Source organism: Streptococcus oralis subsp. dentisani, assembly GCF_002096335.1.
Taxonomy (GTDB): domain Bacteria; phylum Bacillota; class Bacilli; order Lactobacillales; family Streptococcaceae; genus Streptococcus; species Streptococcus oralis_Z.
In genome coordinates this window covers 196971-219835 of sequence record NZ_NCUW01000027.1, presented here as the reverse complement: position 1 = coordinate 219835, position 22865 = coordinate 196971, and the positions used below count along the sequence as shown (strand labels likewise).

At 42.0% G+C, this 22865-nt stretch carries 24 protein-coding genes, 1 tRNA gene, 1 other RNA gene and 1 pseudogene; 1 reads left to right on the top strand and 26 read right to left on the bottom strand.

The window, feature by feature from the left end; all coding sequences use genetic code 11:
* Window positions 1-140: 140 nt before the first annotated feature.
* Genes B7709_RS03655 through miaA form a run of 5 tightly spaced genes read right to left on the bottom strand, consistent with a single transcriptional unit; the run spans window position 141 to window position 4592 of the window.
* Window positions 141-896, bottom strand: coding sequence for an SDR family NAD(P)-dependent oxidoreductase (locus B7709_RS03655; protein WP_084971739.1), 756 nt, complete (start codon window positions 894-896; stop codon window positions 141-143).
* A 20-nt stretch (window positions 897-916) separates the two neighbouring features.
* Entirely contained in the window at window positions 917-1846 is a 930-nt protein-coding gene (gene rnz / locus B7709_RS03650) for a ribonuclease Z (RefSeq protein ID WP_084971737.1), read from the bottom strand.
* A gap of 14 nt (window positions 1847-1860) precedes the next feature.
* Complete coding sequence (locus B7709_RS03645) at window positions 1861-2484, bottom strand: cystathionine beta-lyase (RefSeq protein WP_084971735.1); 624 nt, start codon at window positions 2482-2484, stop codon at window positions 1861-1863.
* Window positions 2477-3715: a GTPase HflX gene (gene hflX, locus B7709_RS03640; RefSeq protein ID WP_084971734.1), complete on the bottom strand. Its 1239-nt coding sequence runs from the start codon at window positions 3713-3715 to the stop codon at window positions 2477-2479. The genes B7709_RS03645 and hflX overlap by 8 nt, the downstream gene beginning before the upstream one ends.
* Window positions 3708-4592, bottom strand: coding sequence for a tRNA (adenosine(37)-N6)-dimethylallyltransferase MiaA (gene miaA / locus B7709_RS03635; protein ID WP_084971732.1), 885 nt, complete (start codon window positions 4590-4592; stop codon window positions 3708-3710). The genes hflX and miaA overlap by 8 nt, the downstream gene beginning before the upstream one ends.
* Before the next feature lie 120 nt (window positions 4593-4712).
* On the opposite strand from miaA, the gene B7709_RS03630 reads away from it, so the two are divergent.
* Window positions 4713-4883 carry a DUF3042 family protein gene (locus B7709_RS03630; protein ID WP_001051782.1) on the top strand — a complete coding sequence of 57 codons (171 nt, stop codon included), beginning with the start codon at window positions 4713-4715 and terminating at the stop codon, window positions 4881-4883.
* Window positions 4884-4925: 42 nt separating this feature from the next.
* On the opposite strand, the gene B7709_RS03625 is transcribed toward B7709_RS03630, so the two are convergent.
* The 21 genes and pseudogenes from B7709_RS03625 to ssrA all read right to left on the bottom strand — a co-directional run bounded on the left by B7709_RS03625 (window position 4926) and on the right by ssrA (window position 22814).
* Window positions 4926-5765, bottom strand: coding sequence for a thymidylate synthase (locus B7709_RS03625; RefSeq protein WP_084971730.1), 840 nt, complete (start codon window positions 5763-5765; stop codon window positions 4926-4928).
* 97 nt (window positions 5766-5862) lie between these two features.
* Window positions 5863-6822, bottom strand: coding sequence for an ROK family glucokinase (locus tag B7709_RS03620; RefSeq protein WP_007521387.1), 960 nt, complete (start codon window positions 6820-6822; stop codon window positions 5863-5865).
* 114 nt (window positions 6823-6936) lie between these two features.
* Window positions 6937-7347, bottom strand: a pseudogene (locus B7709_RS03615) (excalibur calcium-binding domain-containing protein); the annotation flags it as partial.
* Window positions 7348-7407: 60 nt separating this feature from the next.
* Window positions 7408-8025: an alpha/beta fold hydrolase gene (locus tag B7709_RS03610; protein ID WP_084971726.1), complete on the bottom strand. Its 618-nt coding sequence runs from the start codon at window positions 8023-8025 to the stop codon at window positions 7408-7410.
* A complete protein-coding gene (pabB, locus tag B7709_RS03605; RefSeq protein ID WP_084971724.1) occupies window positions 8026-9747 on the bottom strand; it encodes an aminodeoxychorismate synthase component I in 1722 nt (573 codons plus the stop codon). It lies immediately after the preceding gene.
* A gap of 234 nt (window positions 9748-9981) precedes the next feature.
* Window positions 9982-10509 carry an AAA family ATPase gene (locus tag B7709_RS03600; protein ID WP_084971722.1) on the bottom strand — a complete coding sequence of 176 codons (528 nt, stop codon included), beginning with the start codon at window positions 10507-10509 and terminating at the stop codon, window positions 9982-9984.
* A 55-nt stretch (window positions 10510-10564) separates the two neighbouring features.
* Window positions 10565-11128 (bottom strand): TIGR01440 family protein, encoded by a 564-nt coding sequence (locus B7709_RS03595; RefSeq protein ID WP_162279149.1) that lies wholly within the window; start codon window positions 11126-11128, stop codon window positions 10565-10567.
* Between the two features lie 109 nt (window positions 11129-11237).
* Entirely contained in the window at window positions 11238-12929 is a 1692-nt protein-coding gene (locus tag B7709_RS03590; RefSeq protein WP_084971715.1) for a cache domain-containing sensor histidine kinase, read from the bottom strand.
* Window positions 12926-13663 carry a response regulator transcription factor gene (locus B7709_RS03585; RefSeq protein ID WP_084971713.1) on the bottom strand — a complete coding sequence of 246 codons (738 nt, stop codon included), beginning with the start codon at window positions 13661-13663 and terminating at the stop codon, window positions 12926-12928. Before B7709_RS03585 ends, B7709_RS03590 begins: the two co-directional genes overlap by 4 nt.
* 70 nt (window positions 13664-13733) lie before the next feature.
* On the bottom strand, window positions 13734-14846 hold the full coding sequence (msrB, locus tag B7709_RS03580; protein WP_084971711.1) for a peptide-methionine (R)-S-oxide reductase MsrB: 1113 nt from the start codon (window positions 14844-14846) through the stop codon (window positions 13734-13736).
* A 9-nt stretch (window positions 14847-14855) separates the two neighbouring features.
* Window positions 14856-15419: a redoxin family protein gene (locus tag B7709_RS03575; RefSeq protein ID WP_084971709.1), complete on the bottom strand. Its 564-nt coding sequence runs from the start codon at window positions 15417-15419 to the stop codon at window positions 14856-14858.
* 13 nt (window positions 15420-15432) lie between these two features.
* Window positions 15433-16143, bottom strand: coding sequence for a thiol-disulfide oxidoreductase-associated membrane protein CcdA2 (ccdA2, locus tag B7709_RS03570; RefSeq protein WP_084971707.1), 711 nt, complete (start codon window positions 16141-16143; stop codon window positions 15433-15435).
* Between the two features lie 163 nt (window positions 16144-16306).
* Entirely contained in the window at window positions 16307-16858 is a 552-nt protein-coding gene (locus B7709_RS03565; RefSeq protein WP_084971705.1) for a GNAT family N-acetyltransferase, read from the bottom strand.
* A 158-nt stretch (window positions 16859-17016) separates the two neighbouring features.
* Window positions 17017-17841: an ammonia-dependent NAD(+) synthetase gene (gene nadE / locus B7709_RS03560; RefSeq protein ID WP_084971703.1), complete on the bottom strand. Its 825-nt coding sequence runs from the start codon at window positions 17839-17841 to the stop codon at window positions 17017-17019.
* Window positions 17838-19298, bottom strand: a complete 1461-nt coding sequence (locus tag B7709_RS03555) for a nicotinate phosphoribosyltransferase (RefSeq protein ID WP_084971701.1) — start codon at window positions 19296-19298, stop codon at window positions 17838-17840. The genes nadE and B7709_RS03555 overlap by 4 nt, the downstream gene beginning before the upstream one ends.
* Window positions 19299-19414: 116 nt before the next feature.
* Entirely contained in the window at window positions 19415-19903 is a 489-nt protein-coding gene (locus B7709_RS03550; protein ID WP_084971699.1) for a DUF6773 family protein, read from the bottom strand.
* Window positions 19893-20102: a helix-turn-helix transcriptional regulator gene (locus B7709_RS03545; protein ID WP_001107502.1), complete on the bottom strand. Its 210-nt coding sequence runs from the start codon at window positions 20100-20102 to the stop codon at window positions 19893-19895. The genes B7709_RS03550 and B7709_RS03545 overlap by 11 nt, the downstream gene beginning before the upstream one ends.
* Window positions 20103-20301: 199 nt before the next feature.
* Entirely contained in the window at window positions 20302-20712 is a 411-nt protein-coding gene (locus B7709_RS03540; protein WP_084971697.1) for a GNAT family N-acetyltransferase, read from the bottom strand.
* A 605-nt stretch (window positions 20713-21317) separates the two neighbouring features.
* Window positions 21318-22229 carry a hypothetical protein gene (locus B7709_RS03535; protein ID WP_084971759.1) on the bottom strand — a complete coding sequence of 304 codons (912 nt, stop codon included), beginning with the start codon at window positions 22227-22229 and terminating at the stop codon, window positions 21318-21320.
* A gap of 78 nt (window positions 22230-22307) precedes the next feature.
* Window positions 22308-22395: transfer RNA gene (locus B7709_RS03530), tRNA-Ser, on the bottom strand.
* A 71-nt stretch (window positions 22396-22466) separates the two neighbouring features.
* Window positions 22467-22814, bottom strand: a transfer-messenger RNA (tmRNA) gene (ssrA, locus tag B7709_RS03525).
* Window positions 22815-22865: the final 51 nt, after the last annotated feature.

Here is a 22865-nt window from a genome sequence, read left to right as displayed (position 1 = left end):
AAAAAATCATAATTTTGATTGTTTTTTCTAAAATTTGGAGAAGATTCAAAAAATGTGAATGTAGATTTAGGACAAAAACAAACATTTTTTTGACACTCCGTTAAATATTATAAAGAAGTTCCTTTTGTAAGGAACTTCTTTTACTTATAATTAAAGGTCTCCCCTGCCAACTTATCAGCTAGCTTGGGGAAGAGAGTATAAAATTTGTGGGCTAGGTTCAACAAAAGGGGAAGATTGAGTTCCCGTTTATTTTTTCCTATGGTTTTAACAATCTTTTTAGCGACTGCATCTGGTTCTAAGAGAAATCGGTCAACCGACTTGAGATAGCTACCATCCGGGTCTGCCTGGTCAAAAAAGGCAGTGCGAATCGGTCCTGGATTAACCGTCGTTACATAGATACTATAGGGCATAAGCTCGAGGCGTAGAGCGTTGGAAAAACCAATAGCCGCAAACTTGGTCGCTGAGTAGAGACTGGACTTGCTAGTCGCTATCAAACCTGCCATACTGACGATATTGATGATATGCCCTTTTCCTCTCTCCTTCATTCGACACCCAATGTGACGAGACAGGTTCATCAGAGCAAAGGTATTGATCTCAAACATCTGGTGAATGTCTTTGTCAGAAATCTTGTCAAATTCTTCAAATATTCCGTAACCAGCATTGTTAATCAAGACATCAATCTTGCCATATCGTTGATAGAGTTCAGCTACTAAAGTTTCTAGGGCTTGGTCATCAGTAATATCAATCTCAACTAATTCTGTGTGAGAATAATTTCCGTAGAGTTGTCCTAGTTTTTCCTTGTTTCTACCTAACAAAATCAGTTGGTCATTCGGCAAAAGCTTGACCATTTCTTGGGCTAGACCACCACTAGCACCTGTAATGAGAATCGTACGCATACTTATCCTTTTTCAATCTTTTAGACTTCCACTTCTTCCAAGTCTTTGACCACATGGACATTTTCAAAAATGCTGGCAGCATCTTTCTTGAGCTGGCTGACATCTTTTGAGAGAAAGCGGGCACTGATATGGTTGAGCAAGAGGCGTTTGGCTCCTGCTTCTGCCGCTACTTGTGCAGCCTGCATGTTAGTAGAGTGACCGTGGTTGCGGGCAATTTTTTCATCGCCCTTGCCATAAGTGGACTCATGGATCAGGACATCGGCATTGACAGCAAGACGCACACTGGCATTGGCTTTTCGAGTATCACCCAGAATAGTAATAATCTTACCAGGACGAGGAGCTGAGATATAGTCAGCAGCCTTGATTTCAGTCCCATCTTCGAGAACAATGTCCTGCCCGTTTTTGATTTTTCCAAAGAGCGGTCCAAACGGCACACCAGCAGCCTTAAGTTTTTCAGCATCCAAGGTTCCTTCAAGATCCTTTTGCATGACACGATAACCAACACAGAAAATAGTGTGATCCAGCTCCTCTGCATACACAGTGAATTTATCAGTCTCAAGGATTTTCCCTAGAGAATCTTGGTCAAATTCATGAAAATGAATGCGGTAAGGCAAGCGCGAACCGGATACACGAAGACTGGTTAAGACAAATGACTTGATTCCTTGAGGTCCATAGATTTCCAAATCTGTCTGCTCTTCATTGGCCTGAAAAGCACGACTAGAAAGGAAACCCGGTAAACCAAAAATGTGGTCTCCATGCAAGTGAGTAATAAAAATTTTGCTAACCTTCCGTGGTCGAATCGTAGTTTCCAGAATGCGATTTTGCGTCCCTTCGCCACAGTCAAAAAGCCAGACTTCGTTAATCTCGTCCAAGAGTTTCAGGGCGAGACTTGAAACGTTGCGGGCTTTGGAGGGCTGACCAGCCCCCGTTCCTAAAAATTGAATATCCATTCGATACTTTCTAATTAATCAATATATAACATGGCTGTGCGGTTTTCCGATCGGAAATAGCGCTTGCCAGAAAAAGCACTAGCTTCTTGCAGTAGATCCTCTTGACTATAGCCTTTGAGACGCTTGCGGCCATCAGCCAAGCTTTCCAAGTCTGTCAAAGCTGTGAGACTTTTCACGCTAACAACTTCCTCATCTCCGGTAGCCTTCATGTAAATCTTGCCAGACTCCTCAAAGACTAGCTGATGGGGGAAAATTTGCGCAATCTCAAAAAGCAAGTCATCCGAGATTGCTTCCTTATTTTCAGAAAAAATTCGACCAAGCCCCTCACTCTCATAGCAAAAGCCAAAGGATTTTCCTGATAGGTTGAGGCGAATAAAGGGCTTGTTTTCTAGAGTAAAACTTGGCTCAGCATTGTAGAGATTCAGTTCCTGACTCAGTTCAGCAAAGTAAGCTGTCGCAGCCTCGGGACTCTTTTTCTGGTAGAGCTCTGCAAAATAAGCATTGACCACGCTAGGCGGAGGGGTGATGAGGGCTAACTGCTCCTGATCCGTTCTACCGGTCAAAAGGGAATCCAGATAAATCTTGTCCAGACTTGTATAGCCCCCATATTTTAGAGCCAAGGTTTTGATATCAGTCATAAAATTCTTCTAACCTCCATTTGTTTTTCTCCGAAATGTAGCCTGTGATGAGTTCTCCGTCCTCTTGATAGTCACGATCTTCAAGAATCGCTACACTTTCCAAATCATGAATCTTGTAGGACTTAGAAAAAGGCACACGTAGGGTAAAGGGTTCGAAAATATCTTTGATTTTCTCTAAAAATAAAGCTTGCAGCTGCTCACGACTATCCTCCGACTTGGCAGAAATGAGGGCATAAGGTGTTTGGGTAGGCGTGAAATCCTCCAACAAATCCGCTTTATTATAAAGGGTCAAGCGAGGAATATCTTTCATGTCCAAGTCTTTCATGATGGAAAGAACTGTTTTTTCATGCTCTTCGTGGTAAGGATTGCTGGCATCAATGACATGAACCAGAAGGTCCACATGCTTACTTTCTTCCAAGGTCGACTTAAAACTGGACACCAACTCTGTCGGCAAATCTTGGATAAAGCCAACAGTATCTGTCAAGGTCACCTGAAGATTACCCCCTAGATGAATACTCTTAGTCGTCGCATCTAGAGTCGCAAATAATTCATCTGCTTCATACTGGGTCTTGCTGGTTAAAGTATTCATAATAGTCGATTTTCCGGCATTAGTGTAACCAATCAAGCCAATCTTAAAAGTACCCGACTCCAGACGTTTTTCTCTGACCGTAGCTCGGTTTTTCTCCACTACCTTGAGCTGACGCTCGATATCCGTGATTTGATTGCGAACGCTACGACGGTTCAGCTCAAGTTGGCTCTCACCTGGTCCACGGGAACCAATTCCCCCTGCCTGACGGCTGAGCATAATACCTTGGCCGACTAGACGAGGTAGGAGGTACTTGAGCTGGGCAAGATGAACTTGAAGTTTGCCTTCATGGCTTCGAGCCCGCATGGCAAAGATATCCAAAATCAGCTGCATACGGTCAATAACCTTGACCCCGAGAACTTCCTCTAGATTGACATTTTGCCGTGGTGTCAGACGGTTGTTGACAATGACAGTAGTAATTTCTTCCGCATCTACCATCAGTGCAATTTCTTCCAACTTACCAGAGCCGACAAAGGTCTTGGAATCATATTTTTCACGTTTTTGTCTGTAGCTATCTACAACAACTGCCCCAGCTGTCTTGGCTAGACTGGCCAATTCTTCCATGGAGAGATCAAAATTGTCCATGCCCTGCAATTCTACACCGATGAGCAGGACACGTTCCTCTTTTTTCTCTGTTTCAATCATCTAAAAACTCCTCAATCTGGTTAAAAATACGCTCCTGCACACCAGGCTCTCCTATCTGATAAAAGGTCACCTGCATGCGATTACGGAACCAGGTCAGCTGCCGCTTGGCAAAACGACGGGTCGCCTGTTTAAGACTCTCACTAGCTTCCTCAAAAGTCTGCTCCCCACGGAAATATGGAAAGAGTTCCTTGTAGCCAATGCCTTTGGCTGCCTGCACATCAGGGTAGTGGTCAAAAAGCCACTTTGCCTCATCCAAAAGCCCAACCTCAAACATCAGGTCCACTCGATGGTTGATACGCTCATAAAGTTGACTTCGTTCATCATCCAGGCAGATAATCAATGGTTCATAAGGACTTTCCTGATTTTCCAAATCCTGATCAAAATGGGCAATCTCCAAGGCACGCATAGCACGACGACGATTAAACTGAGGAATTTCAAGACCTGCTTGCTCCACAAGATGGGCTAATTCTTCATCTGAATAAGGCTCTAAACTAGCTCGATAGGCTAAAATCTCCTCATGGGGCGTCTCTCCACCCAGATGGTAGCCTTCCAGCAAGCTCTGGATATAAAGCCCTGTTCCACCAGCAATAATAGCCAGTTTTCCTCGACTTTGAATGTCCTCTATAGCCTTTTTAGCTTCTGAAACAAAATCAAAAGCCGAGTAAGACTCGGTCACCTCTCTGACATCAATCAAATGATGAGGAACAGCAGCTTGCTCCTCTGGGCTAGCCTTGGCCGTCCCAATATCCAGCCCTCTGTATACTTGCTGACTGTCACCGCTGACTACCTCTCCACCAAAGCGCTTGGCTACTTCAATAGCAAGGGCTGTCTTCCCAACAGCAGTCGGTCCAATAATTACAATTATTTTTATTTTCATCTTTTTTCCTTGAAAAATTCCCATTTTTTCGTTACTATTATTATATCACAAAAAGGTCAGTCAGAAAAATGCTACCACTTAAGGAGCCTGGCTGATCGGGAAGATAAAGGAGGAAGACTCATGGCTAAAGGATTCGCTAAAGGTCTTGTAACAGGTGTCGCAGGAACTGTCGCTGCCGTTGCAGGTGCAGTATACGCAATTAAAAAGAAAGTGATTGAGCCAGAAGAGCAAAAAGCAGCTTTCATCGAAGAAAACCGCAAAAAAGCAGCTCGCCGTCGCGTATCACATTAAGCAACAAAAGAAGTTGAGAAATCTCAACTTCTTTTGTTGTTATTAAATAGCCAAATCAAACTTCAATTGCGGCTTGACTGGATCATAGTCCACCAACTCAAAGTCTTCTGCTTTGATATCAAAGAAATTAGTCCCATCTGGCACATTCAAGACCAAACGTGGTTGACAGTTTGACGGCTCACGACCAAGCAATTCCTGAGCTTGTTCAAACTGATTATCATAGATATGGAGGTTGTTGATGAAGTAAAAGAACTTTCCAACCTTCCAACCAAAATGCTTGGCAATCATCATCTGAAGTGCCACATACTGCATAGCGTTGATGTGGTGAGCAACTAGCATGTCATTAGAACGCTGGGTCAAGGTTGCATCCAGATAGATTTCCCCATCTACTCGACGGACATCAAACATGGTCTGAAAGGCGCATGGAAGAAGGCCATCTGTCTCCTCAAATGCCTGATAATCCCAAAGAGAGATGATATTACGGCGATTCCAAGGGTTAGCCTCCAACTGCTTGAGAATCTTATTAATGATGTCGTGTTTCTTAACGACCGCCCCATAGCGCTCACCAATAGTTCCCGTATCTCCCACTTCCCAGTCATTCCAGTAGTGAACATTGTACTTGCTATTTAGCACTTCTAGGCTATTTGACTGGTCTTGGTAAATCCAGAGAACTTCTTTGATAGCTGATTTGATGGCAATTGGACGTAGGGTTGTAATGGGAAATTCACCCTTTGACAAATCATACTCTGCAAAGGCACCCGTTACGTACTTGGAGTTGGCAACAGTCCCATCCTTGTATTTGGGACGTGCTTGTTCAGAAAAGACACCGTCTTTAAGGATTCGTTCAATATTCTCTTTAAAAATCGTATCTGCTTTTGTCATTCTCTCTCACCTCATTTATTGTCCTAACTAGTATAGCATAAAAAAGAAAGGAGGAAAATCACTAGCTTTGAAGTAGTGTTTTTCCCCTTTTATTATCTTATTGCAATACAAGTGATGCTGCTCCGATAACTCCAGCGTCGTTTCCTAGAGTTGCAAGAGCTAGCTTAGTTGTTGTGCGTACTTGTGGGAAGGTGTTTTCGTCATAAACCTTTTGAACGCCTTGAAGAAGGAATTCTCCCGCAGCTGACACCCCACCACCGATAACGATTGTTGAAGGGTTGAGGATGGAACCGATGTTGGCACAAGCGATCCCCAAGTAACGTGAGAAATTACGGTAAACGATTAGAGCAAGGTCGTCTCCCTCTTTTGCCAAGTCAAAAACAGTTTTAGCAGTTACTTCTTCTCCATCGTCGATCAAGCGTTTCAAGGTTGCATCGCCTTCGTATTCATCCGCATAGCGACGAGTCAAGTTGACAATCCCTGTTGCCGAAGCAACTGTCTCAAGACAGCCCTTCTTACCACAAGTACAAGCGATTGGTTGATCAAAGTCAACAGTGATGTGACCAAGCTCTCCTGCCGCACCAGCAACACCGTGGAGAAGTTTCCCTTCTGCGACGATACCGCCACCAACACCAGTACCAAGTGTCATAAAGACAACGTCTGGTTGGTTGTCACCAGCCCCCATCCAGCGCTCACCAAGAGCAGCTACGTTGGCATCATTATCGATGAAGAATGGGATACCTAAGGCTTTTTCAATCTTTTCTTTAATTGGTTGAAGGGTTTTCCAGTTTAGGTTGTAGGCACCGATAACAGTTCCTTTTTCACGGTCAACCACACCAGGTGAACCCATTCCAATGCCTCGGAAATCCGTAGCTGACAATCCAAGCAAGTCCAAACGATGCTGAATAGACTCAATCATATCATCTACGATATGGCTTCCTTCGTCCAAAATATTGGTCTTAATAGACCATTTTTCTTGGATTTCTCCCTCTTGAGTTAAAATTGCAAACTTGATAGATGTTCCACCAAGGTCAATCCCAATAATCTTTTGACTCATCGTCTTCTCCTTTTTAATTGAAAATGCTTACAGATATAGTATAACAAAATCGTTAGATTTGTGCAAAGGTTTGCGTGATTTCCCTAGAATTTGTTTGCTTTATGGTTTCCACAAACCAGAAGCATCTACATAGTAGCGACCACCATCAACCCACTCATTCGTAGCCATCTTGCCATCTGACTTAAGGTAATAGCTACCTTGCCAAGCATTCCTAACTGCATGCCCATTTTCAGCAAAATAATACCAATAGCCGTCCTGTTTGACCCATCCGCTAACTGTGATACTGGATTGCGAACCCGACTGGCGTGGTTTAAAGACTCCCCGAGGTGCATTGGCACGTTCACAAGCTATCCCATCACCATCACGGTCTAGTTTTGAAGAGTAACCTGGTTCTCCTCTATGAATATCAGAGTAACCATTTTCCCATGCTTCCCTACAACTAGAAAAATGAATATTTTCCTCTGCAGTAACTGGTTGGGCAAATAGACCCCAAACTAAAAGGGCAGCAAAAGCCACTTTTAGCAAAACTGTTTTTTCCTTATTTTCTCCTTTTTTGATATCGCTTTCACTTTTATTTTACCAGACTTATCCCAGCAATTCAAGAAAACTTCTAGTCTTTTCTGCAAACTCCTTCGGTTTGTCAGTATTCAGTGTATGAGGACCGTCAGGAATAATCTGCAACTTAGAATCTGACATCAATTGATGAAGATCTCTCATATAACTGAGGTTAGGCTTGTCTTGGCTACCACAAATTAACAAGGTTGGATAGTAACAATTCTGTGCTATTTGGGTTAAATCAAGTGTTTTCAATTCCTCAGAAACACCAACCATGAGAGCTTTGTCTGCTCCCTGCTTTTCAAAAAAACCTTTTGGAAGTAGTTTAAAAATCATCAACTGGATTTTAAACAAGATATTGCCTGCTAGTTTCACTGGACAGCCTGACAAAACCAAACCTTGAAGATTTGGCACATCGTAACTTGAAAGCTCTAGTGCAAGAGTAGCACCAAGGGATAAACCGATTAAAACAAAAGGTTTCTTCTCCTCTGATAGGTATTTAGCTATCCGTTTTTTGGCTTCCTGATAAGAACCAACTCCCGAAGGAAACAATTCAAGGGCCTCAGAAGGATGGTCGACAAGTAGATCCTGAACTTCCTTCCAGCTTGCGGCTGTCTGACCTAAGCCATGTAAAAATATCAATTTCATTTATTTCTCCTTCAATAACAACTCATACAAACCTCTAACCGCATTGCAGCCGTAGATAGCCTCCGCCTGGTTCAAGTCTGCCAAAGTCAGCACTTTTTCCTCTACCTGTCCTCTTTCCAGCAAATGCTGACGGTAAATTCCTGGCAAAATTCCTAGACTGGTAGGCGGTGTGTAGAGTTTCCCAGCAATTTTCAGAACTAGATTCCCGATAGAGGTTTCAAGCAATTCTCCTCTTTCATTATGGTAAATCTTCTCTTGTTCCCCTAGGTTCAAATGTGGTCGGTGAGTGGTTTTGAAGTAGTTAAATACTTGTTGCAAATCAGCTTCCTGAAGGCAAAGTTTGGCTTGGCAGAAGGTCGGACTAAGGGGTGTTAAGATTTGGCGACTGAGTTCCAGCTCTCCAGACTTGTTAAGAGTAATTCGCAAACGATAGTCTTGGTGGGAATCGCAAGCTTGGCACTCTTCCTCTATCCTTTGTCTCAGGTCTTCCGGATCAAAAGGATAGGCAAAATACCTACTCGCCTTTGTCAGTCTTTCCAGATGTTGATCTTCAAACAGCAGTTGTTTTTGGCTGATTTTACCAGTTGAAATCAGTTGGAAACGAGCTTGTTTACGATAGAGTACAGCCGCCTTTTGATGAACCTCTCGGTATTCAGATTCCCAAGTACTATCCCAAGTAATCCCTCCGCCAACTCCATAGATGGCTTTCCCTTGATGCAGTTGGATAGTCCGAATAGCGACATTGAAAATTCGTCGCCCATTTGGAAGCAAGATACCAATAGTTCCGCAGTAAACTCCTCTGGGTTGTGGCTCCAAGTCCTTGATGATTTCCATGGTCGCAATTTTGGGCGCTCCTGTTATGGAACCACAAGGAAAGAGAGAGCGAAAAATGACAACCAAGTCCACATCCTCTCGTAACTGACTCTTGATGGTTGAAGTCATCTGCCAAACCGTCGAATACTGCTCCACTTGACAGAGACGTTCTACATGTTCACTGCCCACTTCAGAAATACGGTTCATGTCATTGCGCAAGAGATCCACAATCATCATATTTTCAGAGCGATTTTTAGGATCTTGCTCCAACCAAGCTGCCTCTTTCAAATCTTCATCGTCAGTCACTCCCCGCTGGGTTGTTCCCTTCATCGGGCGAGTCGTTAATTCCCGGTCATTTTGCTCAAAAAAGAGCTCTGGGCTCATGGAAATCACTGCCATCTCATCGTGTTCAACATAGGCATTGTAGCCCGCCTCCTGCTCTACCACCATACGATTGTAGATAGAAAAAGGATTGGCACTTAAATCTTGCTTGAGTTGGACAGTGTAATTGACCTGATAGGTGTCCCCCTGACGCAAATGATGGTGAATCTGGGCAATAGCCTTTTCATAGTCCTCTGCTGACGTTACTTCCTGCCAATTTGAAGGTAGATCTACTTCCTCATAAGTCAGAGGAATAGGGGATGTTTCCACCCTATCATGAACTGTAAAATATAGCAAATACTCTGCCAGTAGGGGAGCCTTACGAACTGCTAATTTCTCCTCAAATGCAGGTGCAGCCTCATAGCTGACATAACCCACGACATAATAGCCCTGTTCTTGGTAGCTTTCCACTTGCGCCAACAAATCTGCCACTTCTGCTAAATCTCTCGTTTTTAACTCTTTAATCGGCTGGGTAAAGGTGTATCTCTCACCCAAATCCCTAAAATCAATCACTGTTTTTCTATGCATACCTTTAGTATAGCATAAAAAAGCCGACCTAGAACAGCTAAATCAAGCTTTGTTTACTGATTCCTATAACGAAATATCTTCTCTAAGTTACTTTTTTCTACTTTTGGCAATTCTCTATCAGATGGCACTAGTTTTTCTAGTTAAAGAAGGCCTTATTTGGAACACTTTGCACAAAAATTCAACAAAAAAGAACAGAGGAAGTAATGGTTTCTATACCCTTACTCTCTCTGTCTTTTACTGTTCAGAAATTAAAAATTGATTTGAGGTTTTAATGATGCCTACCGTTTCTTTGACATCTAAATCATCCGTATACAGAAAATGAAGTTTCTCACTATTTTTAGCTAAGAATTCATTTCTTGCTTGGATTGATAAATCGCCTGTTCTCTCAATTTCTTTCCGAGAAGAATCCCTATCTTTCAAGGTTTCTTCTTCTGCCATTAGGACACAATATTTTAGCTTAATTTGTTTTGCCTTTAAGAAGGCTGCAATTTTCTTCAGTTGATCTTCAAATATGACATACTCTATCACGACAGTAATACCACGATCCAAGAAATTATTGGTCAAACTGATGATATTATCCCAGAACAAATCCATGTAAAATCCATCATCTTTCCAAGGAGCTACGAGACCACTTTTTATCATTAAGTAAATCATATCCCCCTCTATAACTGCACTTTTGTTAAAAGAATAGGCCAACTCTTTGCTGACAGTGCTCTTTCCAACACCCGGGGGACCCGAAATAATATAAACACAATTTTCCACTTTAACCTCTATATACTTGAAATAGATCTCTAACTTATGATCATTCTCCGCCCACTTATGACTTTCTTATGAAGTCTTCTGGATACTGCGCACGCGCACCTCCAATTAATTTTGGACGACTTGCGAGAGCCGTTACATGGGCGTGCCCAATCTCACGCAAAACTGGTCGAATCGGAACCTGCACATGCTTGACATGCATACCAATTGCGGTATCTCCGATATCCAATCCAGCCTGAGCCTTGATAAATTCAACCTCAACTGGATCCTGCATAAACTTGAAGGCTGCCAACTGACCTGAACCTCCTGCATGAAGAGTAGGAAGGACACTGACGATTTCCAGACCAAACTGCTCCGCCACCTGACGTTCGACGACGAGGGCACGATTGACGTGTTCACAACCTTGAACAGCTAGATGAATTCCTTCCCCTCCCAGTATATCTAAAATCGTCTTCACAATGATTTCCCCAATTTCTTGGCTGGATTCCTTGCCAATCTGACCACCTATCACCTCACTAGAAGAAAGGCCCAAAACAAAGATAGCTCCTTGCTTCAAGTTAGCCTTGTCTATTACATCTTCAACAATCTGGCTTGTTGCTCTTTGAATGTCTTTTTCCTTCATACTTGATACCTCTTTTATCACTATCTATCATATCTTTTTTTACTGATTTTATCAAGACGGACTGATCATTCTGATTTTTAAAAGTAAAACTCCCAGAATTGACTGGGAGTTAACTAGTTTCTATTCTATTTATGTATATTTCAACCGTCGTCCCTTTTTCGGGTGCAGAATTGATCTCCATCTGATAGTTTTCTCCAAAATGAAGTCTGAGTCGTTGGTCGACATTTTGAAGACCAACTCCTCCACGTTTGAGTTGACTTTGACTACTATCGCTAGCATCTTGGAAACCAACTCCATCATCCTCAACACGGATGACTAGTCCTATATCCGTTTTCTGGACAGAAACTCGAATATGACCCTGACCTTCCTTTTCCTTGATACCATGGTAAAGAGCATTTTCTACTAGGGGCTGTAGCACCAGCTTGGGTAAGACTAGGTTATCAAAGGCAGGATTCTCATCAATTTCATATTCCAACTTATCTCCATAGCGTTGTTTCTGGATAAAGAGATACTGGCGGACATGATTGATTTCATCAGACAGGCAAATCAAGTCCTTCCCTTGATTGAGAGCCAAGCGGAAATAGGTCGCCAAGGACTTGGTTACCTGAACCACTCGCTGACTATCCTGAAATTCAGCCATCCAGATGATGGTGTCCAAGGTGTTATAGAGGAAATGCGGATTAATCTGACTTGATAGGGCTCGAAGTTCATACTGACGGGTTGTTTCTTCCTGTCTACGAACATCTGCCATCAGCTGCTCAACTTGATCCAACATGGCATTAAATTGGCGAGTCACTTCTCTCAGTTCATAGGCACCAACTTCCTTGGCACGAAGATTCTGATTACCAGAAGCAATTTCCAGCATGGTATCTCTCAGGTCCTTCAAGGGGGCAATCCATCGTTTAAGACTGAACCATACCAAACAGAGACAGGCAAGAAGAGATGTGACACTAGCTCCAAACAAGGTCCACATGAGTTGACTCCGAACCTGGTCTAACTTCTCCAGTGAAGACACGCCCAGCACCGTCCAATCTGTTCCTGCAATCTTTTCCTGACTGACATAGGATTGGTGGTCTGGAGTATAACCCTTCCCTGTCTCAATATAGGGTTTCATGGCCTCCATTTCGCTAGATGAGCTATAAACTGTGTGTTGAGGATGGTAGACAAATTCATGGTTTTCATTGATGATAAAGGCAAAGCCTTGCTGACCCAACTGGAGTTGGTTGAGATAGGCTTCCAGAGTTTCGTAGGAAATGTCCAAACGAATCACTCCCAGATTGGCTCCCTTTGCATCAACAAGTTCTTGAGTGACAGAAATGACCCACTGGCTGTCTGATTTACGAGCTGGTGTCAAAATGGGCTTGGCCCCCTGATGAATGGCCTTTTGGTACCAATCCTCAGCCATCATATCTGAGGATGTTTTCATCTGCACACTCTCATCTGTAGAAATGACCTGACCGGATTTAGTCACTAGCACAACAGTTTTCAAGTCCTGGTCTGCCTTTAAGATGGTCAAAAACAAATCTCGGATTTCCTTGACCTTTTCTTGACTGGGATTCTCAGCATAGGCTAGGACATCTGTCTGATGGGTCAAACTGGTGGAGGTTGTTTCTAATTTTTTGATATAAGACTGGATAAAGTGACTAGCCTGACTGATAGTCGTTTGGCTATTGCCTTCAATGGTAGCCTCAATGGCTGAAGAACTAGAGTGATAGTAGAAAGTCCCAACCAAAGCTAGGAGAATGAGAAAGACCAGAAAAATGGAAATAACCATTTTGACTAGGAGAGAAGAACGCTTCATCGACCTTCTCCCTTCTTAAACTGACGAGGCGTCACACCTGCAATCTGTTTAAAGCGTTGGGTAAAGTAGTTCATATCTTCAAAGCCAACCTTCTCTGCGATTTCATAAATCTTTAAATCCGTTGTCAGGAGCAAGAGCTTGGCTTGTTTGACACGTTCTCTCACCAGATAATCCTGAAAAGGCAAACCCAACTCTTTCTTAATCAAAGAACTCAGATAAGTTGAACTAAAGCCCAATTCACTGGCCAAGGTCTTTAAACTGAATTGGCTATCAGCTAGATGAGACTGGATCTTCTGGGCTATGTTTCCTTCGAACTTATCGGTCAGTAGATCTTGTAACTGCTCTTCCTTTTCTTCCTTGTCTAGTTTTTGCTTGATTTTTTCCAACATTTCCTCAATATCCTGACGAGAAAAGGGTTTGAGCAGGTAGTCATCCACACCGAGTTTGACAGCAGACAAGGCATAATCAAAATCATCGTAACCTGTCAAAAAAACCAGATGAACCTGAGGATAGGTTTCTCGGACCAGACTGGCCAATTGGATGCCATTTAGCTGAGGCATGTTGATATCGGTTAAAATGATATCCGGCACTTGTTGTTGAATCAATTCCCAAGCTTGTCTTCCATTTTCAGCCTGACCGATGATTTCCATATCGTAGGCTGCTACATTGACCAGCTTGCTCAAGCCTTGTCTTACCAGATACTCGTCTTCTACGATTAAGATTGTGTAGGTCATGCTCTGCTCCTTTACCACTTACTAGTATCAGTATAGCAAAATTCTCCTCTAACTGCTTAGGAAAGACTTCTTAATCGACATAATCTAGTAAATAAGCATAGCCTTTTTCTGCCATTTGGTCTTTGGGAATAAAGCGGATAGAAAGACTATTGATACAGTAGCGCAAGCCCCCCTTGTCCTGTGGACCGTCTGTAAAGACATGACCAAGATGAGAATCTCCAACTCGACTTCTCACTTCCATGCGCGTCATGTTGTAAGACTTATCTTCTTTGTAGGTGGCAACATCTGGACTGATTGGCTGGGTAAAACTAGGCCAGCCACAACCAGACTCGAACTTGTCCTTCGATGAAAAGAGGGGTTCGCCAGTTGCCACATCCACATAGATACCAGATTCAAATTTATCCCAGTAGCGGTTTGAAAAAGCTCGTTCTGTTTGATTTTTCTGAGTAACTGCATACTCCTCAGCTGACAAGGTCTTTTTCAATTCCTCATCACTTGGCTTGGGATATTTGCTGGCATCAATGACGGGATAGGCCGCCTGATTGACATTGATATGGCAGTAGCCATTTGGATTTTTCTTGAGATAGTCTTGGTGGTAATCCTCAGCCACTACAAAATTCTTCAAGGGCTCCTTTTCAACTGCTAGAGGTTGGTCGTATTTCTTAGCCACCTCATCAAAGACTTGGTTGATTACCTCCAAATCCTTGTCATCTGTGTAATAAACGCCGGTACGATACTGAGTCCCCACATCATTTCCTTGTTTATTTTTGCTGGTTGGATTAATGATGCGGAAGTAATGAAGCAGGATTTCCTTGAGGGAAATTTGATTAGCATCATAGGTGACATGGACAGTCTCTGCATGTCCTGTTTGGTTGATCAATTCGTACTTGGTTGTTTCCCCTCTACCATTTGCATAGCCTGAAACGGCATCTGTCACTCCGGGCACGCGTGAGAAGTATTCCTCAACTCCCCAGAAACATCCCCCAGCTAGATAAATTTCGTGCAAGTCTGCGTCTTTACTCATTTCTGTTTTTTTCACTGTTTTTCCTCCTTGGCTAACTGACGCTTTCTCAATTTGCGAGCTATCTGTCTGCCCTGCATTTCGCATCAATAGAAAATAAAGACCGGTTATGGCTAGGAGAATGACCACTGCCAAGACAAATAGTTTTACTTTATCATTCATAGCCTTTCTCTACCCCATTTCTTTCAATTCTTTTAAAATCATATCCTTATCCATAAAACCTGGTTGCGTTTTGACCAGCTTGCCTTCCTTGTCTATAAAGGCTTGAGTCGGGTAAGAACGGACACCATAACTTTCCAAAAGTTTGCCTGATTGATCAATTAGAACTGGGAAATTTTTATAATCCAAGCCCTTGTACCAATTCTTAAAGTCCGCTTCAGATTGCTCCCCCTTGTGACCAGGAGAGACCACTGTCAAGACCACATAGTCATCACCAGCTTCTTTAGCAATTTCATCCGTATCTGGAAGGCTGGCTAAACAGATGGAACACCAAGAAGCCCAGAATTTGAGATAGACTTTCTTGCCTTTGTAATCAGACAAACGATAGGTCTTGCCATCTACACCTGTTAGTTCAAAATCAGCGACTTCCTGACCTTTAGTCGCAGTTTGTGAACTAACTTGTTCTGTTTTGGTTTGCTCCTTCATAGTAGACTCGTCTGACATGTTTTTAGCCGAACAGGCTGCCAAGCAACAAATTGAGCCTACTCCAAGGAGACATGTTTGCCATTTTTTCATTTCTTTTTCCTCTCTATTCAAATAATGTAGTCAAAATGGAAGCATTTCCCAAAAGCACCAAGATTCCCATCACGATAATGAGAAAACCACCCACTTTTTTGAAGGTTCCGAGATAAGGATGGAGTTTTCGGAAATGTTTCAAAACATAGCTGGAAGCAAGAGCTAGAACCAAAAATGGTAGCGCCAAACCTAGCGTATAGACTAACATGAGACCAGCACCCTGCCAAGCTCCTGAACCACCTGAAGCCGCCAAGGCCAAAACAGACCCCAGAACCGGCCCCACACATGGCGTCCAAGCAAAACTAAAGGTTAACCCCAGTAAAAATGCCTGACTATAGCCGTTACCCTTTTGCCCTTGTCTCTTTAATTGTAGCCTTCTTTCCTTGTAGAGTCCCTGCAAATGTAAGACTTCCATCTGGTGCAAGCCCAAGAGAATGATAATCGCACCCGTCACATACTGAAACCAAGAAGCATACAGCAAATTGCCTAAAAAACCAGCTCCATAACCCAGTAAGATAAAAACAAAGGAAATCCCCGCTATAAAGGCCAAAGTTCGCAATAAACTAACAAGTGAGATTGAAAATTTTCCACTAGAAGCCTGAGCATCATTCTTATCATCCAACAAGACCCCCGCATAGACTGGCAACAAGGGTAAAATACAAGGAGAAAAGAAGGAGAGAATTCCAGCAAGAAAAACACTGATAAAAAAGATTGCATTGTCCATTGCCTTCCTCCATTCTTTGATTTGATAGGTCTATTATATCCCCAAAACTCCAGAAAAAACAGGGACAATGATAGGCAAAAATAGGAATTTAATCAGTTTATTTAGAAATCTGGCACAAAAAAAGCCAGACAAGGTCTGACTTTGATAGAAACAGAAAAGAGAATCACCTGTCTTCCCTGCTTATCTGGTAATAAATAAGGTCCGCAACGTAGTCTTTTCTCTCCACACCATTGGCAATAGTTTTTAGATAAGACATTCCCGCTTTTTCCATCACACGGCCTGAAGCTGGGTTGAGACTAGCATAACGAGCTCTGACCTTTTGAAAGCCTGATTGAGTAAAACAAAAGTCTAACACAGCTTTCAGGGCCTCCGTCATCATACCTCGGCCCCAATAGATTTTTCCTAAAACATAGCCAATTTCACAACTTAAATCTTCCTCGTGCATTTCAATGATGCTGATATCTCCTATCACATGCTCTGGGTTCTCTTTGAGACAAATGGCCCATTTATAGTAGTTGGGATTGGCATAGGAGGCAACCCAATTTCGAATCGAGTTCCGAGTCACCTCAACATCAGGATGAGGATCCCAAGAGACATAGATTAGATTCTCAGCAGACGAAGCCCAATTTTGAAACATGGCTTCCGCATCACTCTCCACAAATCTTCTCAAGATTAAACGTTCCGTCTCTAACATTTGCGTACCGATTGCTTTCATAATGTTACCTCGCTTTCTAAGCTTAAGGCTCAAGCTAAAAAGGTCCCCCGGACCTTCCTCGCTTTCTCATTTCCAGGCTCAGGGTAAAAACCTCCACTGGAGGTCATTCTTGCTCTCTAGTTTCAAGGCAAGAAGCTAAAAAGGTCCCCCGGACCTTTTTACTCCCAAAAGTCATCAAATACGGTGATTGGTAGGTGGCGTTTGTGTTGACCTTTGTACCACCAGTTTTCGATAGTCGCTTGGGCTTCTGGGCTGATGGTTTTGCCTTCAAGGTAGTCATCAATTTCTGCATAAGTGACTCCAAGAGCGACTTCGTCAGCCAAGCCCGGCTTATCTTCTTCAAGGTCTGCTGTTGGGATTTTTTCATAAAGGGCTGGGTCTGCACCAAGTTCCTTCAAGAGTTGTTTTCCTTGGCGTTTATTGAGGCGGTAAAGAGGTAGAATGTCTGCACCACCGTCACCAAACTTAGTAAAAAAGCCTGTGATATTTTCCGCGGCATGGTCTGTTCCAATGACCGCTCCGCTATGGGCACCTGCAAGGGCATATTGGGCAATCATACGACTACGAGCTTTAATATTGCCCTTGTTAAAGTCTGAAACAGGACTTCCTGTCGCTTCAACTGCAGCTGTCATGGCATCAGTTGATTCCTTGATATTCACAACCAAGCTGACATCTGGCTGGATGAAAGCAAGAGCTTTTTGAGCATCTGCTTCATCAGCTTGTACTCCATAGGGCAGGCGGACAGCGATAAATTGGTAGCTGTCATCTCCTGTCTCTGCTCGCATTTCTTCCATAGCTAATTGCGCCAAACGCCCTGCCAAGGTTGAATCCTGACCCCCAGAAATCCCTAGTACAAAGGTTTTAAGGAAGGGATGTTTTTTCAAGTATCTTTTTAAGAAGTCAATCGAACGACGAATTTCTTCCTGGGCGTCAATCACTGGCTTGACACCCAGTTGCTGGATAATGGTCTCTTGCAAACTCATTCTTCTTCTCCTTCACCAAGGGCTTCCTTGCGCATCTTATCAATCAAGTCCATCTTATCTTGCCAAATATCACGCGCCAAGTCCACTGGATAGTGTTGCGGATTAAGCACGCGCTTGTATTCATCCCATAGCTTGTCGAATTCCTTACGAGCATAGGCCTGAATCTCAGTCAAACTAGGCAAATCGTAAACTAATGTTCCTGCTTTGAAGATGTCCACCAAGAGAGGAACGGCATCAAAATTTCGAACGGTCTTCTTGATGTAAGTATATGTCGGATGGAACATTTTGATTTCTGTCATACTGGCAACATCCACACCGTCATAGGTGATGTAGTCACCTTCTGACTTGCCTTTTTCACGACTAGTAATGCGCCATACCTGCTTCTTACCTGGGGTCGATACTTTTTCAGCATTGCTTGAAAGCTTGATGGTATTGCGCATCTTACCAGTTTCATCTTCGATAGCTACAATCTTATAAACCGCTCCAAGGGCTGGCTGGTCATAGGCCGTAATCAGCTTGGTACCCACCCCCCAAACGTCAATCTTAGCATGTTGCATCTTGAGGTTGAGAATAGTATTTTCATCCAAATCATTAGAAGCATAAATCTTAGCCTCTGTAAATCCAGCCTCGTCCAGTTGCTGACGGACTTTCTTGGAAATGTAGGCAATATCCCCAGAGTCGATACGAACGCCTTTAAAATTAATCTTGTCTCCCAATTCACGAGCTACCTGAATAGCAGCTGGCACACCGATTCGCAACGTGTCATAAGTATCTACTAGAAAGACACAGTCACGATGGGTTGAAGCATAAGCCTTGAAGGCTTCATAGTCGTTTCCATAAACCTGTACCAAGGCATGGGCATGAGTCCCCAATACTGGAATACCAAAGAGTTTCCCTGCCCGTACATTACTAGTACCATTGGCGCCACCAATCACAGCTGCGCGTGTTCCCCAAATAGCCGCATCCATTTCTTGCGCACGACGTGTCCCGAACTCCATCAAGGGTTCATCCTCAATAACCGAACGAATACGAGCCGCCTTGGTCGCTATCAAGGTTTGAAAGTTAACGATGTTTAAAAGAGCCGTTTCGACCAATTGACATTGGGCTAGAGGGCCTTCCACCTGCACAATCGGTTCATTGGCAAAAACCAAATCTCCTTCTTGGGCAGAACGAACCGTCAACTCCAACTTGAAATTGCGGAGGTAATCCAAGAATTCTCCATGATACCCAAGCGTTTCCAAGTAGGCAATATCGCTATCTGAAAAGCGTAAGTCTTTAAGATAATGTACAATTCTTTCCAAACCAGCAAAAACAGCATAGCCGTTATTAAACGGTTGCTGGCGGAAGTAAACCTCAAAAACCGCCTTCTTATTGTGAATTCCTTGGTCAAAGTAAACTTGCATCATGTTAATCTGGTACAAGTCCGTGTGCAATGTCAAACTATCATCTGGATACATCTGTTTTCCTTCTTCCTACTTTACAAAGGTATGAATGTATTCTACCACTTTCACACCATCCGATAAATTAGTACTATTATAACACATTTTACTGAGATTGATAAAAAGCTAACAAGCTATTCTCCATTCTCCAGTTCATCCATATCTTGCTCAAACTTTTTTTGAGCCCATTCGCCATAACTTTTAAGGCCAAGATTGCCGATAAAAACCCAAGGAAGGTAGATCAGATAAGTGATGGCCCAAGCAGACAAATATTTAACGTTCAAAGGATTGTGCTGATAAATTTCGATATTGAATTGATAATTCTCCAACATCAAGAGAGTCGTAATAGCGAGAGTCACCAGCAAACACCCTACAATCGTAAAATGAAAACGACTATAGTAGTTCACTCCAAGTTGTCGTGCACGATTGAAAAAGAAGAAAATTCCTAAAAGAAGGGTAACCAGAAGAATATTAGGATTAAAAAGAGCAGGTGATAATACAGCCACCAGATAGCTTAGCAGAATGAGCCCGATAAACACATTAAAAGACTCTGTCCCAGCTTTGTTAATCAGTTGTTCTTCCCTTTCGTCTAATAATTGATAATAAAAAAATCTATTTTTCATCTTCTTCCTCCCAAAATAATTGATCTAAAGTTTTGCCTAAGCATCTGCAAATGGACTGGCAGAGGGAGAGACTAGGATTGTATTTCCCAGCTTCAATCAAGCCTATAGTCTGCCTAGTAACACCTACAGCTTCTGCCAAATCCCCTTGTGTTAAATCACGCTCTACCCGAGCTAATTTTAATTTTAAATTTTTAGCCACTAGCGTCCTCCTTCACATTTTTAAAAAGTTGCGCTTCTTTTTAAATATATTATACCATATATCCAACTCAATGCAATATATAAATGTCATTTTGTAATGTTTTGTTAACAAAAAAACTCTCTATCCTCTTACATGATAGAGAGTATTCGTTCTTTTTTGATACTTAGCTAAGCTCCTCTTCAAAGGAAATAAGTCTAGATCACAAATCCTTTTGGTAATAGTATCTTTTCCCTGTGTAGGGATAGTCTTGCAAGGTAAAAACTTCCTTGTAGCCATGGCTTAGATAAAAATCTGGCGCTTGAAACTGGTAGGTATTCACAAATGCAAAACAACAATTTCGATTCTTGGCTTCATTTTCTGCTTGTTGCAGTAGTTTAGAACCAATTCCTTGTCCTCGTAGCTCCTCTTCCACAAACAAATATTCGATTTCCAACCAATTTCCAAAAGTCTCTGCTACCAAGCCCGCCAAGAGATCGCCCTTTTCGTCTTCGACATAAAGATTAAGCGACTCACTTTCAGCCTTTTCTCTTTTTGAACGATTATAAGCACGAATTTGATTCCCAATTTCTTGCGCTTTCTCGGGCTCCTTATTGTCCAATCTAATGTACATCCCTGTCTCCTTTGATTTTAGGCTAAAATGCCTCAATAATATCTCTAATGAGTAAAAATACTAAAAATATCATAGATTTTTCTGTCTATCAAACAAATTCCACCCTCCTTATGATGATAGTTATTCAATCAACTCACTCGTAAGGCTTCTATGAGATATCTTAAGAATACCACATATTTAATCAGTTGAGAAGAGACAAACATCAATATTTTATTCACCTGATGATTTCAAATCAATTACCATGCATTTTTCTACTTCCAAGAAAAGAGAGAAGACAGATTTCTTTGGTTTGTATAGAAGAGAATTTGCTTGCTCTAAATCGAATATTTAAAATAAAGCTTACGTCACTAATACTCTTGAATTCCCTGTCCTGAGTTACATTAAAAGTAATCAGCAAACATTACAAATGTGAAAGAAGTGAGTTTTTAGATATTAAAACTTCAAAAATTTAAATCTAATATGGTCATCGTTTTCAATGCCAAGAAAAAGAGAAGCAAGGTGATTCTCCCTCGAGTTTAGTTATGAATCACTCACTTCCACTGTCATTGAAATCTAAAAACAAGTAGTCTGTCATAGAACTACTTGCTTTACTTTTAAATCAAAGGTTAGATATTACTTTTATCTTTTTTATCTGAAGATTTGTCCGTAGTTTTATCTTTAGACTTTGGAGAATTATTGCGGACAATTTTGTCATATCCTTCTGTATAGTCAATCAATTCAGTTGCTAGAGTACGATAATCTTCTTGAGAAATGAGCCAGTTGCCATCCTTGTCCTTGGTTAATTTGATTTCTGTATCAAAATCCCCAGTAGTAAAAGGTGTATGAGCTAGATTTGGATCTACGTCGCTATAGATAGTGAAATCATTCTTGAAGAGGTTTTCGAAAATCCAGTAAGAGATTAATGTTTGATAACGCTTGATGTCAACATCTGAACCGGATTGGTTGTACTTACCTAAGTTGTCAATGCCTCCAATTAGAGTCGTAAGAACTTCCCTTGTAGATGAAGCCAATCCCTTAGAGTGCAACTTTTTAGAGTTAAAAGTAACAGTTGCTGTATTACCGGATTCATCTACCTTCACATCTTTAACTGAATAAGAACCAATATCTTGGTATAATCTACGTCTCATTTTCAAGAAACCTGAAATTGTTTCTTCTGGTGTTTCTACAGGAAAATCTTTGTGCCATTGTACTGAGTAGGTAGATGCAGGCGAAAGACCTTCTTCTTTGATTTTTTCACTTGTTTGAACTGCAAATATGGCCTCAGTCCATTTTTCATAGGTTTCACCATAAATCTTCTTGAATCGGGCAGAGTCACTAGTAAGAACTGAGTCTAAGAGAATCTCAGCATCTTTTGTAACTTTCTCTTTAACTTCTGCTGCTTCATCCTTCTTCTCAACTTGTTCCGTATTCTCCTTGTTATCAGAAGAAGCTTCAGATGACTGTTTAGACAATGCAGAACATGCACCCAAGACAACTGTTGAAAGTGCTAAGATACTTAGTAACTTAATCTTTTTCAGTTTCACCTCTTTATGAAAACTTACTCTTGGAGACCACCTCCAGGTAGAGTTACTTAGAAAAACACCGGGTTCATCTAACGGAGAATGGGGGATTCGAACCCCCGCGCCGGTTACCCGACCTAACGATTTAGCAAACCGTCCTCTTCAGCCTCTTGAGTAATTCTCCAAAAACACACTAAAATAAATAGGATACAACAAAGGATACAATTTTAAAAAATTACACTGTATTCCTGTTCAAAATGGAGCCGGTGGGAGTCGAACCCACGTCCAAACATCTGCCAACATATTTGTCTACAACCATAGGTTATGTATTGTTTTAACAGCTCCTCGACACATAACTCAAGCCTAGGAACTGCGAGTCTATCAATCTCTTATCAAACCACTAGACAAGGCTTAATCGTATCTCGCTAATCATAAGACCTGTCATTGAACACGAGCAATCCAAATCAGGTCACGCCTGCTGGTTTTTAGGCAGCTAGAGCGTAAGAAGTGTTATTTTTTGCAGTTATATTTAACTGAGCGTTTACGTCGCCACACGGGTTGCAAAATATGCCTCATAATGCCTGTCGAATCCGTAACGACCCCAAGATTATAGAACTATTATAACCTATCTTCATAAAAAATGCAAAATCAAGC

Excerpts from the sequence above, each read along its gene's own strand:
- B7709_RS03630 (WP_001051782.1), top strand. The coding sequence starts at position 4,713 with ATGGCTAAAGGATTCGCTAAAGGTCTTGTAACAGGTGTCGCAGGAACT.
- B7709_RS03550 (WP_084971699.1), bottom strand. The coding sequence starts at position 19,903 with ATGAAAAATAGATTTTTTTATTATCAATTATTAGACGAAAGGGAAGAA.
- B7709_RS03655 (WP_084971739.1), bottom strand. The coding sequence starts at position 896 with ATGCGTACGATTCTCATTACAGGTGCTAGTGGTGGTCTAGCCCAAGAA.
- B7709_RS03555 (WP_084971701.1), bottom strand. The coding sequence starts at position 19,298 with ATGTATCCAGATGATAGTTTGACATTGCACACGGACTTGTACCAGATT.
- rnz (WP_084971737.1), bottom strand. The coding sequence starts at position 1,846 with ATGGATATTCAATTTTTAGGAACGGGGGCTGGTCAGCCCTCCAAAGCC.
- msrB (WP_084971711.1), bottom strand. The coding sequence starts at position 14,846 with ATGAATGATAAAGTAAAACTATTTGTCTTGGCAGTGGTCATTCTCCTA.
- B7709_RS03610 (WP_084971726.1), bottom strand. The coding sequence starts at position 8,025 with ATGAAATTGATATTTTTACATGGCTTAGGTCAGACAGCCGCAAGCTGG.
- B7709_RS03645 (WP_084971735.1), bottom strand. The coding sequence starts at position 2,484 with ATGACTGATATCAAAACCTTGGCTCTAAAATATGGGGGCTATACAAGT.
- B7709_RS03625 (WP_084971730.1), bottom strand. The coding sequence starts at position 5,765 with ATGACAAAAGCAGATACGATTTTTAAAGAGAATATTGAACGAATCCTT.
- B7709_RS03590 (WP_084971715.1), bottom strand. The coding sequence starts at position 12,929 with ATGAAGCGTTCTTCTCTCCTAGTCAAAATGGTTATTTCCATTTTTCTG.
- B7709_RS03575 (WP_084971709.1), bottom strand. The coding sequence starts at position 15,419 with ATGAAAAAATGGCAAACATGTCTCCTTGGAGTAGGCTCAATTTGTTGC.
- B7709_RS03620 (WP_007521387.1), bottom strand. The coding sequence starts at position 6,822 with ATGAGTCAAAAGATTATTGGGATTGACCTTGGTGGAACATCTATCAAG.
- miaA (WP_084971732.1), bottom strand. The coding sequence starts at position 4,592 with ATGAAAATAAAAATAATTGTAATTATTGGACCGACTGCTGTTGGGAAG.
- B7709_RS03565 (WP_084971705.1), bottom strand. The coding sequence starts at position 16,858 with ATGAAAGCAATCGGTACGCAAATGTTAGAGACGGAACGTTTAATCTTG.
- B7709_RS03540 (WP_084971697.1), bottom strand. The coding sequence starts at position 20,712 with ATGTACATTAGATTGGACAATAAGGAGCCCGAGAAAGCGCAAGAAATT.
- B7709_RS03595 (WP_162279149.1), bottom strand. The coding sequence starts at position 11,128 with ATGAAGGAAAAAGACATTCAAAGAGCAACAAGCCAGATTGTTGAAGAT.
- nadE (WP_084971703.1), bottom strand. The coding sequence starts at position 17,841 with ATGAGTTTGCAAGAGACCATTATCCAGCAACTGGGTGTCAAGCCAGTG.
- hflX (WP_084971734.1), bottom strand. The coding sequence starts at position 3,715 with ATGATTGAAACAGAGAAAAAAGAGGAACGTGTCCTGCTCATCGGTGTA.
- pabB (WP_084971724.1), bottom strand. The coding sequence starts at position 9,747 with ATGCATAGAAAAACAGTGATTGATTTTAGGGATTTGGGTGAGAGATAC.
- B7709_RS03585 (WP_084971713.1), bottom strand. The coding sequence starts at position 13,663 with ATGACCTACACAATCTTAATCGTAGAAGACGAGTATCTGGTAAGACAA.
- ccdA2 (WP_084971707.1), bottom strand. The coding sequence starts at position 16,143 with ATGGACAATGCAATCTTTTTTATCAGTGTTTTTCTTGCTGGAATTCTC.